The sequence below is a fragment of the Bacillus sp. CCNWLW194 genome (assembly GCF_037120585.1).
GTDB classification, from domain to species: Bacteria; Bacillota; Bacilli; order Bacillales; family Bacillaceae_G; genus Bacillus_A; species Bacillus_A basilensis.
In genome coordinates, this window is sequence record NZ_JBBBBL010000012.1 from 63,520 (window position 1) to 79,551 (window position 16,032).

Genomic DNA, 16,032 nt, shown 5'->3' on the forward strand with positions numbered 1-16,032 from the left:
GAACACTATATAAAACAACATGATAAGAGCTAAGAGATAATACCTCTTAGCTCTTCTTGGTAAAAGGGGGCATTCATCGTGGCCAACCTATTTAAAAAGAAATCCGTTACGCAATTGTTAGGGGAAAGTAAAAGTAAAACTTTAACGAAAACGCTAGGGGCATTTGACCTAACAATGCTAGGGATTGGTGCGATAATTGGTACAGGAGTTCTAGTATTAACTGGATTAGTAGCCGCAAGAGATGCTGGTCCAGCAGTTATTTTTTCATTTATGATTGCAGCAATTGTTTGTGGATTTGCAGCTTTATGTTACGCAGAAGTTGCATCTACACTTCCTGTTTCAGGTAGTGTGTACACATATTCGTATGCAACAATTGGTGAGTTTGTTGCCCATTTAATGGGATGGACATTGTTATCCGTATATGTTGTAACAACTGCCGCAGTAGCTGGTGGATGGACGGGTTATTTCCATAACTTAGTGAGTGGATTGGGACTTGAAATTCCAAAAGAATTGCTAACGATTCCAGCACAAGGTGGTATGGTAAACCTACCAGCAGTTATTGTTACGTTGGTGATAACTTGGTTATTATCACGAGGTACGAAAGAAAGTAAACGTGTGAATAACATAATGGTATTAATTAAAATTGGTATTGTTGTTTTATTCATTGCAGTTGGTGTATTCTACGTGAAACCAGAAAACTGGATACCATTTGCACCTTACGGTTTAAGTGGAGTGTTCGCAGGGGGAGCAGCAGTATTCTTTGCTTTCTTAGGATTTGATGCATTAGCAACTTCTGCTGAAGAAGTAAAAAATCCACAACGTGATCTACCAATTGGTATTATTGCTTCGCTAGTTATTTGTACAATCATTTATGTTGTAGTTTGTCTCGTTATGACAGGTATGGTTTCTTATAAGGAATTAGATGTACCTGAAGCTATGGCATATGTGTTAGAAGTTGTAGGACAAGATAAAGTGGCTGGTGTAATTGCTATTGGAGCTGTAATCGGTATTATGGCTGTAATTTTCGCTTACATTTATGCAACAACTCGTGTATTCTTCGCGATGAGCCGTGACGGTTTATTGCCAAAATCTTTCGCGAAAATTAACAAGAAGACTGAAGCACCAACATTTTCAGTTTGGTTAACAGGAATTGGTAGTGCTTTAATTGCTGGATTTATCGATTTAAAAGAATTGTCGAATTTAGCGAATATTGGAGCGTTATTAACATTCGCCATGGTTGGTGTAACTGTTATCATTCTTCGTAAAACGCATCCGAAATTACAACGTGGATTTATGGTACCACTTGTACCGATCTTACCGATTATTTCAGTTGCATGTTGTGTATTCTTAATGGTAAATTTACCATTAAAAACATGGATATACTTCGGTGTTTGGTTAGCAATTGGAGTAGTTGTATACTTTGTATATTCGAAAAAGCATAGTCATTTAAAAGACGATGGAAGTTCGCAGGATAATTTAGAACAAGCTAATTAAAAGGGATATAAGTATAGTAAGCCTTGTGCGTCTAGGGAACGCGCAAGGCTTTTTCTTTTGTGCAAAGTGTACATCCTTTTTTGTATGAGAATGTAATTGATGCGGAAAATATGTGTAGATCTTTTTAAAATGTGAACGAAATGTTCAAAAAAATGTATTAGATTTCATTGACACATATGAATGGACGCTCATATAATAAAGGTATAAGACATATGAATAATTGTTCATATGTTCAAATGAAGAGGTGAGCTATAATGGCTGGAAATAAAGTAGAAACACCACAAGAGACATGTTCTCAAACGATAATCCATGAAGAAGTTGTGGATCAAGTAAAACAAACAATTCCAACTGATGACAGTTTAAGTAAAGTAGCAGAATTATTTAAAGTATTAGGCGATCGTACACGTACGAGAATATTACATGCATTATTTGAAGCTGAAATGTGTGTTTGTGATTTAGCTTATTTATTAGGAATGACACAATCATCTATTTCACATCAGCTTCGTGTGTTAAAGCAAGCGAAACTTGTAAAGAATCGTAAAGAAGGAAAGGTCGTTTATTATTCGTTAGCTGACCAGCACGTAATTCATATCTTCGAGCAAGCGTTTGAACATGTAAACGAGGAAGAATAAAAAAAGAACGCGAGGAGGGAGAACGATGGCTGAAGCATTAGTGAAAAAGAAACTGATGTTAGAAGGTTTAGATTGTGCGAACTGTGCAATGAAAATTGAAAAAGGTGTTGGAAATATAGAAGGAGTAAATTCTTGCTCTGTAAATTTCGCGACAAAAACAATGGTTTTAGAGACAGCACAAAATAAAGAAAGCGAAGTTGTTACAGAAGCAAAACAACTCGTTACAAAATTAGAACCGCACATTAAAGTGCAAGAAGAAAAAAATACAAAAGTGGCAAAAGAAGTATTTATATTAGAAGGTTTAGATTGCGCGAACTGTGCGATGAAGATTGAAAATAAGGTTAAGGAAATGCCGACTGTTTCAGCAGCAACTGTTGATTTCGTATCAAAGAAATTACGAGTTGAAGTAGCGAATAAAAGAGAATTAGAAGCGACTGTAGCCAATATAACAAATGTCGTTCAAAAGTTAGAACCAGATGTGAAAGTTGTTCGTGAAGAAAAGGGTGGCCATGACCACGGGCATAGTCACGACCATGGTGAAGCAAATGTGAAAAAGATGGTAGGACGATTAGTGATCGGCGGAATTTTGACAGCAATTGCTGCATTAGCTGGCTTACCACAAATGATAACAATTCCGTTATTCGTCCTTGCGTATTTATTAATAGGTGGAGATATCGTTTGGAGAGCGGTAAGAAACATAACTCGTGGCCAAGTGTTCGATGAGAACTTCTTAATGGCAATTGCAACACTAGGAGCTTTTGCGATTCAGCAATACCCAGAAGCAGTTGCAGTAATGTTATTCTATCAAGTAGGAGAACTATTCCAAAGTATTGCGGTGAACCGTTCTCGAAAGTCAATTACTTCATTAATGGATATTCGTCCTGATTACGCGAATGTAAAAGTTGGAAATGAAACGAAACAAGTATCACCAGAAGATGTACAAATTGGCGATTATATTATCGTGAAACCTGGTGAGAAAGTACCGTTAGACGGAAAAGTGGTTGAAGGAACATCAATGGTAGATACTTCAGCGTTGACTGGTGAATCTGTACCACGTGAAGTTGAAGTTGGAAATGATGTACTAAGTGGTTTTGTGAACCAAAATGGTGTATTAACAATTGAAGTTACAAAAGAATTCGGTGAATCAACTGTATCAAAAATTTTAGATTTAGTTCAAAATGCAAGCAGTAAAAAAGCGCCAACAGAAAACTTTATTACGAAGTTCGCACGTTATTACACTCCAGTTGTAGTTATTACAGCAGCGATTATGGCGTTTATTCCACCACTTATTTTAGAAGGAGCTACATTTGCTGATTGGATTTATAGAGCTTTAGTGTTCTTAGTAATCTCTTGTCCATGTGCGTTAGTTGTATCTATTCCTCTTGGGTTCTTTGGAGGTATCGGTGGTGCATCTAAAAGTGGTGTGTTAGTAAAAGGAAGTAACTATTTAGAAGCTTTAAATGATGTGAAATATATTGTTTTTGATAAAACAGGAACATTAACAAAAGGTGTCTTCAAAGTTACAAAAATGGAACCAAGCAAAGGCATTACAAATGAAGAATTATTAGAGTATGCAGCATTTGCTGAAGTGTATTCTAACCATCCAATTGCACAGTCGATTCGAAATGCATATGGAAAATCAATTGATGAAAAAATAATCGATGATTATAGCGAAATTTCTGGTCACGGTACAGTCGTAAAAGTACAAGGAAAAGAAATTTTTGCAGGTAATGCGAAATTAATGAGAAAAGAAAACATTACATTTAAGCAACCAGAAACAGTAGGTACATTAGTTCACGTTGCTGTAGATGGAAAATATGCAGGTTATATTGTTATCTCTGATGAGGTAAAAGAAGATTCAAAACAAGCAATTCAAAAGTTAAAAGAACTAGGTATTAAGAAGGCAGTCATGTTAACTGGTGATGCAAAACTAGTTGGTGAAGCTGTTGGTAAAGAGTTAGGTTTAGATGAAGTTCATGCAGAACTATTACCGCAACAAAAAGTAGAAGAGATTGAAAAAATTGATGCAGCGAAGCATGGGAAAGAAAAAGTTGCTTTCGTTGGTGATGGTATTAATGATACACCGGTATTAGCAAGAGCTGATGTTGGTATTGCAATGGGTGGTTTAGGATCAGATGCAGCAATTGAAGCGGCAGATATCGTTATTATGACTGATGAGCCTTCAAAAATTGCGACAGCTGTAAACATTGCAAAACGTACACGACGCATTGTATGGCAAAATATCATCTTTGCATTAGGCGTAAAAGGATTAGTTTTATTACTTGGTGCTTTTGGTATTGCAACAATGTGGGAAGCTGTCTTCTCAGATGTTGGTGTGACACTGCTGGCAGTATTAAATGCAATGCGTGTATTACGAGTGAAAGATTTATAAAAAAGAGGACGCAGGTTGCGTCCTCTTTTTTAGGTTATTTTGTTGAAATTGACTCAATAAAATAATAACAAATATTATTCTGTAAATAAATAACGTAATATTAAAATTTACAAATAAAAAATATTTGTCTTATTATTTTAATATATTTTCCACAAAGATACATATAGTATTGAAAAAACAGAGAAGGAGAAGCTTCTCTGTTTTATTTTTGTATATTTTTTTCAACTTGTTCTCGAACAGTTTGAATGTAATTCATTTTATGATCCCAACATTCTTGACTTAGATCGACAGGGTACTCTTCGGGATTTAAAGTTCGCATATATTCTTCCCAAAATAATGCGAGACTCTGTTCATTATATTTTTGAATATCTAATATGCCAGGTAATTCATATGTTCTTTCACCGTTAACGAAAATATCTTTATGCAGTTCGCGTGCTTCAAAGTTTGTTACAAATTTACTTATATACGTGTGAACAGGATGAAACATTTTTAAACGTTCTTCTTTTCCTGGCTCTTCAGAATCTAATGCAATATAATCGCCTTCTGCATGATTGTTCACTCGATTGATAATGCGATAAATACGCTTAAGTCCTGGAGTGGTAATTTTTTCAGGGTTAGATGAAATTTTAATTGTATCATTTAATTTTCCATCAGTATCTTCAATCGCAACTAGTTTATAAACAGCCCCTAACGCTGGTTGCTCAAAGGACGTAATTAATTTTGTTCCAACGCCCCATACATCAATTTTTGCTCCTTGAGATTTCAAGTGCATAATTGTGTATTCATCTAAATCGCTAGAAGCAATAATTTTTGTATTTGTAAACCCAGCTTCATCTAGTGATTTTCTTGCTTTTTTAGATAAATAAGCCATATCCCCACTATCAAGGCGAATGCCGTAAAAATCGATACGATCTCCAAACTCTTTCGCAACGCGAATTGCATTTGGAACACCAGATTTCAAAGTGTCGTATGTATCGACAAGAAACACACACTTATTATGTGTCTCAGCATATTTTTTGAAAGCAACATATTCATCGCGATACGCTTGAACGAAAGAGTGAGCATGTGTGCCGGCTACAGGTATTCCAAAGCGTTTCCCAGCCCGTACGTTGCTTGTAGAGGAGAAACCACCAATAAAGGCAGCGCGTGTGCCCCAAAGGGCTGCATCGAACTCATGGGCACGTCTTGTGCCAAACTCTAAAAGTTCATCATTATTTGCAGCGTGCTTCATACGAGCTGCTTTTGTTGCAATTAATGTTTGGTAATTCACAATGTTTAATAGGGCAGTTTCAATAATTTGCGCTTCGCCAAGCGGTGCATCAACACGTAATAAAGGCTCGTTATTAAATACAACTTCACCTTCTTGCATACCTCGAACCGTCCCAGTAAATTTCATATTTTGTAAATAATGAAGGAATTCTTCTTCAAATTGTAATTCTGCTAAATAAGCGATATCGCTTTCGGTAAAGCTGAAGTTTTCTATGTACTCTACAATCTTTTCAAGACCAGCAAAAACAGCATAACCGTTCTCAAATGGAAGTTTTCGAAAGTATAAATCAAACACCGAGCGGCGATTATGAATACCATCTTTCCAATATGTATAAGCCATATTAATTTGATATAAATCTGTATGTAAGGCATAGCTATCGTCTTTATAATAAGTCATCGCGAAACCACCTCCATAATTTGGTTATAGTATACCAATTTTTCACCGCTCGTAGCAAAGAATGGATATGGAAGTAGAGTCAAGAGGGAAAAAAATGAAATAATGCATATTTTTTAGAAAATTAACATTTATCAATTTATATTTCTCAAGATTTTATGTATTATTAGAGTAATGGGGGTAATGAGAATGGAGGAGGACAATGCAACAAACATTAGAAAAAATAGGCAAACAAGTCTTTTACAAACGGCTACAGCAAAAAATGACACAAGAAGAATTATGTCAGGGCATTTGTTCTGTCTCATACTTAAGTAAAATCGAAAATGGAAAGATCGAAGCATCAGAAGAAATTCTACAATTGCTCTGCGCAAGATTAGAAATTGCCGTGACGGATTTGAGGGATGTAGAGGAAGATGTGAAGGGGAAGCTGGAGGATTGGCATAAAGCTATCGTCCATTTAGAAAGAGAACGAATTGAGCAAATATATGTTGATTTACAAGAAGAAATTGAGCAAGTAACTGATTTTGAAATTATGAATTATTATGAGCTATTATATGTACGTTATCTTATGATTAAGCGTGATATTGATAATGGAGCGGAAAGATTAAATAAATTAAAAAAAGGGTATAAGAAATTATCTCAGTTTCAAAAAATGTTATTCACATATAATGTTGCGTTATTGAATTGTTTACAAAACAAATGGAAGATAGGATTAGAGAGTTTAATTGAAACGGAAAAAATGGCGAAAGGGCTAAATTATCATGAGAATGGTATTTATTATAATTTAGCATTAGCATATAGTCATTTAGAAAATCCGTATAAAGCTCTGCATTTTGCTAACATTGCAATAGAGGGATTCCGTAATGAGTATAAATTCCGTAATGTGATAAACTGTCAATTTATTATAGCGATTTGTTTTGTAAGGCAAGGACAGTACAAAGAGGCTTTGGATATGTACAATAGCATTTTACGTGAAGCGAGTTCATTTTCTGAAAATGAGGCAATTATGAGTATCGCATTAAGTAATATTGCAGAAGTCTACGGTAACCAACAACAATACGAAAAGGCTAAGGAATTTTATTTGAAAAGTTTGCAATATCATCAACATGAAGATGATAATTACTTAGATACTTTATATCATACAGCATTACAGTGTATTCACTTAAAACAAATGGATGAGGCGAACCAGTGGATAGAAAAAGGTATTTCTATTGCTCAGCGACAAGAAAAGTATAAAAGGGCATTATATTTATTAATTATTTTACAATATAAATATTTCCGTACATCGGATGAATATAAGAAATTTCTAGAATTAGAGGCTATACCATTTTTTAAAAGTGAAGGTAATTTAATCTATTTGAAGCAAGTGTATTTAGAAATTGCGAATTATTTCGAAGGGATCCGTAATTTCGAAGAGAGTAGTCGTTATTATAAAAAAACTATTTCGTTACTAGAAAAAGGGGAGGAGAAATAATATGAAAAAAGTGATGTTTTTAGGACTTGTTATTGGAGTTGTGTTTTTGACACAGTTTATTGAACAATATTCGTCAAGGCCAGATGTTTTAACGCAAGGAACACAAGTAGTTGAAACAATTGAATCGTAATAAAAACCCCTTTCCAACAGGAAAGGGGTTTTTTCAATATTTGTTCTCCAAAATTCTACAATACTTGAGAAAATAATTATTTGAATTTTTAGTATATTAATAGTGAAAACATAATGCTAATATGAAACTACTCTTTTTCAAAAAAATAATTTATTAGGGGGAAGATTCATGAAAAAGAAAAGTTTAGCGTTAGTGTTAGCGACAGGAATGGCAGTTACAACGTTTGGAGGGGCAGGATCTGCATTTGCGGATTCTAAAAATGTGCTCTCTACGAAGAAGTACAATGAGACGGTACAGTCACCTGAGTTTATTTCTGGTGATTTAACTGGGGCAACTGGTAAGAAAGCAGAATCTGTTGTGTTTGATTACTTAAACGCAGCAAAAGGTGATTACAAGTTAGGGGAAAAGAGTGCGCAAGATTCTTTCAAAGTGAAACAAGTGAAAAAAGATGGTGTAACTGATTCAACAGTAGTACGTATGCAACAAGTATATGAAGGAGTACCTGTATGGGGTTCTACGCAAGTAGCTCACGTAAGTAAAGATGGTTCTTTGAAAGTATTGTCTGGAACAGTTGCACCTGATTTAGACAAAAAAGAAAAGTTGAAAAATAAAAATAAGATTGAAGGCGCAAAAGCAATTGAAATTGCGCAAAAAGATTTAGGTGTAACACCTAAATATGAGGTAGAACCAAAAGCGGACTTATATGTATATCAAAACGGTGAGGAAACAACATATGCATACGTTGTGAATCTAAACTTCTTAGAGCCAAGCCCAGGAAACTACTACTATTTCATTGAAGCAGACAGCGGTAAAGTATTAAATAAATATAATAAATTGGATCATGTAGCAAATGAAGATAAGTCACCAGTTAAGCAAGAGGCACCTAAACAAGAAGCGAAACCGGTTGTAAAGCCTGTAACAGGAACAAATGCAGTGGGTACTGGTAAAGGTGTATTAGGAGATACGAAGTCACTTAATACAACGTTATCTGCATCATCTTACTATTTACAAGATAATACGCGCGGAGCAACGATTTTCACATATGATGCGAAAAACCGTACTACATTACCGGGAACATTATGGGTAGATGCAGATAATGTTTTCAATGCAGCGTATGATGCAGCAGCAGTAGATGCTCATTACTATGCGGGTAAAACATATGATTACTATAAAGCTACATTTAATAGAAACTCTATTAATGATGCAGGAGCACCATTAAAATCAACAGTTCATTATGGAAGTAGATATAATAATGCATTCTGGAATGGCTCTCAAATGGTATACGGAGATGGTGATGGTGTAACATTCACTTCATTGTCTGGTGGAATTGATGTAATTGGTCATGAATTAACACATGCTGTTACAGAGTATAGCTCAGATTTAATTTATCAAAATGAATCAGGAGCATTAAATGAAGCTATTTCAGATGTTTTTGGTACATTAGTAGAGTATTATGATAACCGTAACCCGGATTGGGAAATTGGTGAAGATATTTATACGCCTGGTAAAGCAGGAGATGCACTTCGCTCTATGAGTGATCCAACGAAATATGGTGATCCAGATCATTATTCTAAGCGTTACACTGGCACTGGTGATAACGGTGGCGTTCATACAAATAGCGGTATTATTAACAAAGCAGCTTATTTATTAGCGAATGGTGGTACGCATTACGGTGTTACTGTAAACGGTATTGGTAAAGATAAAGTAGGAGCGATTTATTACCGTGCAAATACGCAATATTTCACGCAATCTACTACTTTTAGTCAAGCTCGTGCTGGATTAGTACAAGCTGCAGCTGACTTATATGGTGCTAGCTCTGCAGAAGTAGCAGCAGTTAAGCAATCATATAGTGCTGTTGGCGTAAACTAAGGCTTTAAGGGATAGTTATAATAAAATACCTCAAAAATAAAGAAGGAGCATAGGCTCCTTCTTTATTTTTTTCTCCATTTTTTCCACAAATAAAACAACCCAATAGCGCCTGCAATGGTTACAATCCACTTCGCTTCATTTGTTCCATTGATAACATGATATGCCGAATATACTTCAATCAATAAAGCCGGTATTTTACCTATTGTACTGGCAATACTGAAGGATAGTAATGACATTTTACCTAGAGCTGCAAATAAAGTAACGATGCTGGATGGGATGAAAGGTATCAATCGGAACGATAGGACAAGTAGAAAGGCCTCTCTACCTTTTACATAAAGGAGGCGCTCTACCCTTGGATACTTATTTACTTTACTGTGAGTGAATTTCTGAAGGCCTATACGATAAATATAAAACGAGATAATAGCTCCTAATGCCTCACCTGCGATCGAAATAATGGTTCCGTTTGTTACACCGAAGAGTTGTATGTTAATAGCAGTCAAAAAAATACTAGGGATAAAACCTAAAAGACTGATGATGATGTTAATTAAGATACTAAGTGGAATTGCAATTGAATAATAGTCTGTTAAGAAGTTTTGAATTGTTTCAGCCATTGTTTAAAATCCTTTATCTTTTTTTGCATTACACCATATTTCTGTTGTGTAGGCAAGTGGAAATTTACATAATGTAGAAAACGTTGATAAAACTACCTTCATATACCTTATATGGGTATTAGGTATATGAAGGTAGGGGTATATTTTTCTAGATTAAAAAATACCGAATAAATCCTTTATTTAAAGGGTTTATTCGGTGTTTTTTTATGGGTAGTTTAACTTGGGAAATAATCATAAAAATATAGGGGTATATTTATGGAGGGGGTCGAAAATAGCGATTTAATGAAACTAGGGTGGTAATATGGCAAATAGATGAGGAATTTTAAAAATGTGTTTGTTTTTTTGTTGTGAAATTGACTTTTAGTGAAGTTACGATAATAATCATGAAAGAGGTGATATGATGAAACGAATAAGTAGTCTTTTCTTGAGTAGTTTATTGGCATTAATGCTGATCTTAAGTGGATGTGCAGGAAAAGAACAAAAAACAGAGAAACAAACAGGGAATCAATCGACATCAGTAGAAAAAATTAGTGATAATATTTTAGATGAAATGGAAGGGCTGCCTAAAAATGGTCATACAATTGAAAGACATGTAGGCAAATCAGAAGAGGATTTGAAGAATCGCTTGAAGACAGATAAAGTATCAGCGGCAAGTACATACTATGATAAGGAAACAGCGACGAAAGCTGTAAAAGATAGTTTGAAGCAGCATGATAAGGAAATTCAAGATTGGTTGAAAAATTCTAAAGAGGCTCGTCTCGTATTAAATACAACTCATTCATTCCCGGTTGGTAAAACGGTAATAAAGAAAAATATGAATGTAAAAGACAAGTTAGTAAAAACTGTTACTGTTTTAGCGAGAGATAAGTCAGGAGATTTAGGATATAAGATTATTACTTCTTATCCATCTGATAAATAGAAGGGGGAGTAAATATGTATACGACATTACAATATTTTCTCAAATCGTACTGCACGTTAAGTATCCATGAAGATGAAATAGTAGGCGTGATGGAAGAATTTATAGAGCAAGAAGACGAAGAAATTGTTTTGAAATTACGCGATGAATTATTATATATGAAGAAAAAGAACGCTTGGGAAGAGGCGTGCGTATTAGTTGCGAAGCAAGGAAATCGTATGTGGTCTTTAGAAGAAACGAAAGACCATCTTGCAACCTTTTTATTATTATTGCAAAAGAAAAAGGCGTGAGTAGATCACGCCTTTTTTTGGTTTGATGGTACCTCATTGTGTTGGAGCGCTTTTATATACGCTTTTTGAAATTTGTCCATTAGATACTACTTCACCGTTTTGTGTTACTTTTTTATACGTAACGGCTGTTATTTTATCACCAGTCCTACTAACTACTTGAGAAGAAACTTCAACATTTTTACCAGTATTGGTACCGAAAATGCGTGTAGTAATACTACCTCCATTTGAAAATGCTTGAATATAAATATGATTGCCTGTATTGTTTTTAAATTTTAAATCTGGACCATAATCTGCTACTGCTGCATCTTGCCCAAGTGGTAAATAATTTACAGGCATAGAATGATTGCTTCGAGAAACAATTCCTAGATCTGCCCTTAAAGCTGCGCTATATAAAGTACTACTAACTTGGCAAACGCCTCCGCCAGCACTTTGTATAACCTTACCTTGTGAATATACAGCTGCGGATTTATAACCATGTGCAGCATCAGTTACGCCGACGCGACCATTAAAACTAAACGTTTCATCAGGTGCGACAATAACGCCACTTAAAGTATTAGCCGACTTATTTACGTTGAAGGATTGATTCCCGTTACGACCAGCCATTGGAGTCGAATATTCAGCGATTACTTCTTTAATCCCCATTTTCTGTATATCTTCTGTAGAACGTTCAGGTTTTAATAGTGTAACTGGCAACGTAACGTCAGATGTACCAGAAGTAATGGCCTGTTTCGTTAAATCGGTTAACTTGCCTTTATCAATTTTTTCTCCATTTTGACTTTGGCTAATATTTACTGTAGCGCCTTCAATACTTAATTCTGCATTAACAGGATTTTTTAATGTTTCATTATATTTATCCTTCATAAAGCTTTCGTAGGTAGTTGTATTTAATTGAGGTGTTAATTTATAGTCGCGTTTCAATTCACCGTTTTCAGCCTGCTTCCGCATTTTGTAACGATTCATTGCGTTTCCTTCTTGTTCTTTAAAGATCTTGTCGATAATATCTTTTTCTTTATAATTTATCCCTAAATCTTTCCATGTGTAAGTTTGTTTATCATTTTGGAATATGTAGGTAAGAGATTTTTGATCTAATTCAGTTATCTTTTGATTAATAATTGCTTGAATATCTTTTTTATTTTTTCCATCGAGAGAAATACCTTCAAATGTAGTATTTGGTAATGCAGTAGTATCTAATTGATTATTTAGTTTGGATACATATTGATATCCACTAACACCGCCTACACAAAGTAATATGCCCCCAGCAATTGCAGAACCGATCAGTATTTTACCTAGCTTCATTTATTTCCCCCCAGAAATTTTTGTATAAATATATGTATTACATTTTTTGTATAAAAATGATGAAAATAACATTATGTACGTACTAGTATACTATTATTTTCACTACGCGTGTAATGTTTTTATAAAAATTGTTACACTGATGTAATAATTGTCTCTTTTTGTCACAATATGCATGAGAAATATGTTGAAAATTATAATAAAAAGGCTGTCTAGAAAGATCTAGCAGCCTTTTTATTATAATTTTTTATGTTGATTTTTATTCGTAACACCGAGATGTTCTTGAAGTGTTGTCGATATATTATTGACGCTTTTTTCGTTTGGAACGTAATAATAAATACCGCCTATATATTTATCAATACCTTCTACTTGCAATTTGTCCATTTTTAAGTCTGAACCCATTGAATTTTTGGCAATTGTCATCATATCATCAAAAGTTAAATTTGTTTTTAAGTCTTTATCAACAGCGTCTAATAGACCACCAATTTTATTAATGGAATTAAGCGATAATGCCTTTTCAGCAATAGCTTCTAAAACAAGCTGTTGTCGTTGACCGCGCATATAATCACTATCGATATGACGAGTTCTCGCTAGTGCTAGTGCTTCTTCTCCGTTTAAATGTTGACGTCCTTTTTTAAGGTGAATTGCTTCTGCTTCATCTTTACTATTTTGTTCTGTAAACTCCACTGGAACATCTACAGTAATACCACCAAGGGAATCAACAATTTTGATAAAGGATTTAAAGTTGAATTTTACATAGTAATCAACCGGAACGTCTAAAAAATTCTCAACTGTATCAATTGTACTGTCTACACCACCGAATACGTGCGCATGTGTAATTTTATCGTATTTATCACGTGATTTAATATAGACACGTGAGTCACGTGGAATACTGACAAGCTTAACAGATTTATCGTTTTTATTAATTGTTGCAAGTAATAGTGCATCTGTACGAGTTGCTTTCCCATAATTCTTGTCCCTAATATCACTTTCATCAACACCCATAATAAGTACGGAAATGTTATCAGTCATAGGTTTAACGGCTTTTTCACGTTTGCTGGATTTATCTCCGCGACCAAGTTCAGAATAGGCATTACTTAAAATTGATTTTGCTTTACTGTATATATGGAAGGAGTAGCCTCCTGCTCCAAGTGCTATAATCAGTAATGGAATAAGAAGGAACCAAAGTAGGCGTTTTTTCTTTGAGTGTCCTTTTTTGGCTCGAGTATCTTTGTTCATATCGGATTTCATCATTTTTTCTCCTTTAAAACTATCAAAGTGTATACATCTTAGAAGCGCATTCAAACACATAAAAAATATTGTACGCTAAATAAAAGCGATTGTACATGTATAAAAAATAGATGTCTTGATTATTTATCCCGTATTAACGGGCAGTAAAACTCCCACCTCAAAGTCCAGCGAATGCAAGGAAGTTAGGCGGGAGATAACTGCCCGTTAATACCCGATTGGTTCAACTAATAATCAGAAGGGGAAATCCCGCTCTGATTAAAGTTTCACTTTATAAGACATCTATTCGTTATTGTATACAAAAGATAGGGATAAGAAAATGATAAAATTTTACCTAATTACAACATAATGCTTACGATAATTGCAGATAAAATACTAACGAGAGTGGCTCCATACAGTAATTTTAGGCCGAAGCGAGCAACGACATTGCCTTGTTCTTCGTTTAATCCTTTTACCGCACCTGAAATAATTCCAATGGAAGAAAAGTTGGCAAAAGAAACGAGGAACACAGAAATGATACCAATCGTACGGGTAGAGAGAGTACTGGAAATTTTGCTAAGATCCATCATGGCAACGAATTCATTTGTTACAAGCTTCGTTGCCATAATGCTACCAGCCGCGACAATTTCAGAACTTGGTACACCGATAAGGAATGCAATAGGTGCAAATACGTAGCCGATTAATTGTTGGAAAGTAATATCGAATATAATGAGGAATAAGTCATTAATGCAACTAATTAATGCGACGAATCCGATGAGCATAGCGCCGACAACGATGGCTACGCGAAAGCCATCTAGAATGTATTCTCCAAGCATTTCAAAAAAGCTTTGCTTTTCGCCTTTAATCTCTAAAATATCTTCGTCATCTTTAACGTCGTAAGGGTTAATGATGAGTACGATAATAAAACCACTAAATAAATTGAGAACGAGTGCGGTTACTACATATTTAGGTTCAATCATTGTCATATAGGCACCTACAATAGACATAGATACGGTTGACATGGCAGATGCACAAAGTGTATAAAGACGGTGTTTCGGAATTTGAGCTAATTGTTTTTTTACCGTAATAAAAACTTCTGATTGGCCGACAATGGCAGATGCGATAGCATTATAAGATTCTAATTTCCCAAGACCATTTATTTTACTGAGGAAGTAACCGATCCAACGAATGAAAAATGGTAGTATTTTGAAATGTTGTAGTATACCAATTAAGACGGAAATGAAGACAATTGGTAATAAGACAGTAAGGAAAAATGGCATTTCACCTTTATTGGCAAGACCGCCAAATACGAAGTTTATACCATCAGCAGCATACTCAAGTAGCTTTGTAAACAGACTGGAAATGACTCGAATAAGTATGAGGCCGATTTCTGTATTTAATAATAAATAAGTTAAAATTAACTGTATAATAAGCATGATGAAAATTGGTTTAAATTTAATATGTTTCTTATTATTGCTAGCGATATAAGCAAGGAAGAAAACAACGATAAGTCCCACGAAAAAGGTAATAAATTTCATAGTAAGCCCCCTAAAAGAGATATTCTGCTATATATGTTTTTCATTTCAAGGGAGAATATGCATCTTTGGTAAAGAAAGGAATAGAGAAGTCATGAATATAAGTAAAGTGCATCACGTTGCAATTATTTGTTCGAATTATGAAGTGTCAAAGGATTTTTATACTAGGATATTAGGTTTTAAAGCGATAAATGAAGTATATAGAAAGGAAAGAGATTCTTATAAGTTAGATTTATGTATAGGACAAGAGTATCAAATTGAATTATTTTCATTTCCAAATCCGCCGAAGCGGCCAAGTTTCCCAGAGGCAGCTGGACTTAGACATTTAGCATTTGCTGTTACAAATATAGAAGAAGCTGTGCAACATTTAAGTCAATGTGGCATTGAAACTGAGGCGATACGTATTGATGAGATAACTGGAAAAAAATTTGTTTTTTTCCAAGACCCTGACGGTCTACCTTTAGAATTGTATGAGGTTTGAAATTGGTGAATTTTATATAGGGTTG

14 protein-coding genes are annotated in these 16,032 nt (G+C 34.7%); 9 read left to right on the plus strand and 5 right to left on the minus strand.

Annotated features, from left to right (window positions below):
- Positions 1-78 precede the first annotated feature (78 nt).
- From V7S50_RS24135 to V7S50_RS24145, 3 genes are all read left to right on the plus strand, one after another.
- Positions 79-1,494, plus strand: a complete 1,416-nt coding sequence (locus V7S50_RS24135) for an amino acid permease (protein ID WP_242255454.1) — start codon at positions 79-81, stop codon at positions 1,492-1,494.
- Between the two features lie 254 nt (positions 1,495-1,748).
- Positions 1,749-2,126: an ArsR/SmtB family transcription factor gene (locus tag V7S50_RS24140; RefSeq protein ID WP_063225173.1), complete on the plus strand. Its 378-nt coding sequence runs from the start codon at positions 1,749-1,751 to the stop codon at positions 2,124-2,126.
- A gap of 25 nt (positions 2,127-2,151) precedes the next feature.
- Positions 2,152-4,518: a heavy metal translocating P-type ATPase gene (locus V7S50_RS24145; protein ID WP_242255452.1), complete on the plus strand. Its 2,367-nt coding sequence runs from the start codon at positions 2,152-2,154 to the stop codon at positions 4,516-4,518.
- 202 nt (positions 4,519-4,720) lie between these two features.
- Here V7S50_RS24145 and V7S50_RS24150 read toward each other — a convergent pair whose 3' ends face one another.
- The gene (locus tag V7S50_RS24150; RefSeq protein WP_242255443.1) at positions 4,721-6,184 is read right to left on the minus strand and encodes a nicotinate phosphoribosyltransferase; all 1,464 of its coding nucleotides are present in this window, start codon (positions 6,182-6,184) and stop codon (positions 4,721-4,723) included.
- A 199-nt stretch (positions 6,185-6,383) separates the two neighbouring features.
- On the opposite strand from V7S50_RS24150, the gene V7S50_RS24155 reads away from it, so the two are divergent.
- The 3 genes from V7S50_RS24155 to V7S50_RS24165 all read left to right on the plus strand — a co-directional run bounded on the left by V7S50_RS24155 (position 6,384) and on the right by V7S50_RS24165 (position 9,654).
- Positions 6,384-7,655: a tetratricopeptide repeat protein gene (locus V7S50_RS24155; protein ID WP_242255441.1), complete on the plus strand. Its 1,272-nt coding sequence runs from the start codon at positions 6,384-6,386 to the stop codon at positions 7,653-7,655.
- A gap of 1 nt (position 7,656) precedes the next feature.
- Positions 7,657-7,785 carry an NprX family peptide pheromone gene (locus tag V7S50_RS24160; protein WP_141439183.1) on the plus strand — a complete coding sequence of 43 codons (129 nt, stop codon included), beginning with the start codon at positions 7,657-7,659 and terminating at the stop codon, positions 7,783-7,785.
- A gap of 168 nt (positions 7,786-7,953) precedes the next feature.
- On the plus strand, positions 7,954-9,654 hold the full coding sequence (locus V7S50_RS24165) for a M4 family metallopeptidase (protein ID WP_242255439.1): 1,701 nt from the start codon (positions 7,954-7,956) through the stop codon (positions 9,652-9,654).
- Between the two features lie 62 nt (positions 9,655-9,716).
- Here the strand turns inward: V7S50_RS24165 and V7S50_RS24170 are convergent, their stop codons facing one another.
- Positions 9,717-10,265: a TVP38/TMEM64 family protein gene (locus V7S50_RS24170; protein ID WP_063225167.1), complete on the minus strand. Its 549-nt coding sequence runs from the start codon at positions 10,263-10,265 to the stop codon at positions 9,717-9,719.
- 400 nt (positions 10,266-10,665) lie between these two features.
- On the opposite strand from V7S50_RS24170, the gene V7S50_RS24175 reads away from it, so the two are divergent.
- The gene (locus tag V7S50_RS24175; RefSeq protein WP_242255437.1) at positions 10,666-11,184 is read left to right on the plus strand and encodes an RNase A-like domain-containing lipoprotein; all 519 of its coding nucleotides are present in this window, start codon (positions 10,666-10,668) and stop codon (positions 11,182-11,184) included.
- Positions 11,185-11,198: 14 nt separating this feature from the next.
- Positions 11,199-11,471 (plus strand): hypothetical protein, encoded by a 273-nt coding sequence (locus tag V7S50_RS24180; RefSeq protein WP_063225165.1) that lies wholly within the window; start codon positions 11,199-11,201, stop codon positions 11,469-11,471.
- Positions 11,472-11,504: 33 nt separating this feature from the next.
- Here V7S50_RS24180 and V7S50_RS24185 read toward each other — a convergent pair whose 3' ends face one another.
- From V7S50_RS24185 to V7S50_RS24195, 3 genes are all read right to left on the minus strand, one after another.
- Positions 11,505-12,767 (minus strand): VanW family protein, encoded by a 1,263-nt coding sequence (locus tag V7S50_RS24185; RefSeq protein WP_063225164.1) that lies wholly within the window; start codon positions 12,765-12,767, stop codon positions 11,505-11,507.
- Positions 12,768-13,001: 234 nt separating this feature from the next.
- Positions 13,002-14,018 (minus strand): LCP family protein, encoded by a 1,017-nt coding sequence (locus V7S50_RS24190; protein ID WP_063225163.1) that lies wholly within the window; start codon positions 14,016-14,018, stop codon positions 13,002-13,004.
- A gap of 332 nt (positions 14,019-14,350) precedes the next feature.
- The gene (locus V7S50_RS24195) at positions 14,351-15,529 is read right to left on the minus strand and encodes a NupC/NupG family nucleoside CNT transporter (RefSeq protein ID WP_242255435.1); all 1,179 of its coding nucleotides are present in this window, start codon (positions 15,527-15,529) and stop codon (positions 14,351-14,353) included.
- 91 nt (positions 15,530-15,620) lie between these two features.
- Between V7S50_RS24195 and gloA2 the strand changes: the two genes are divergently transcribed.
- Positions 15,621-16,007: an SMU1112c/YaeR family gloxylase I-like metalloprotein gene (gene gloA2 / locus V7S50_RS24200; RefSeq protein ID WP_242255433.1), complete on the plus strand. Its 387-nt coding sequence runs from the start codon at positions 15,621-15,623 to the stop codon at positions 16,005-16,007.
- Positions 16,008-16,032: the final 25 nt, after the last annotated feature.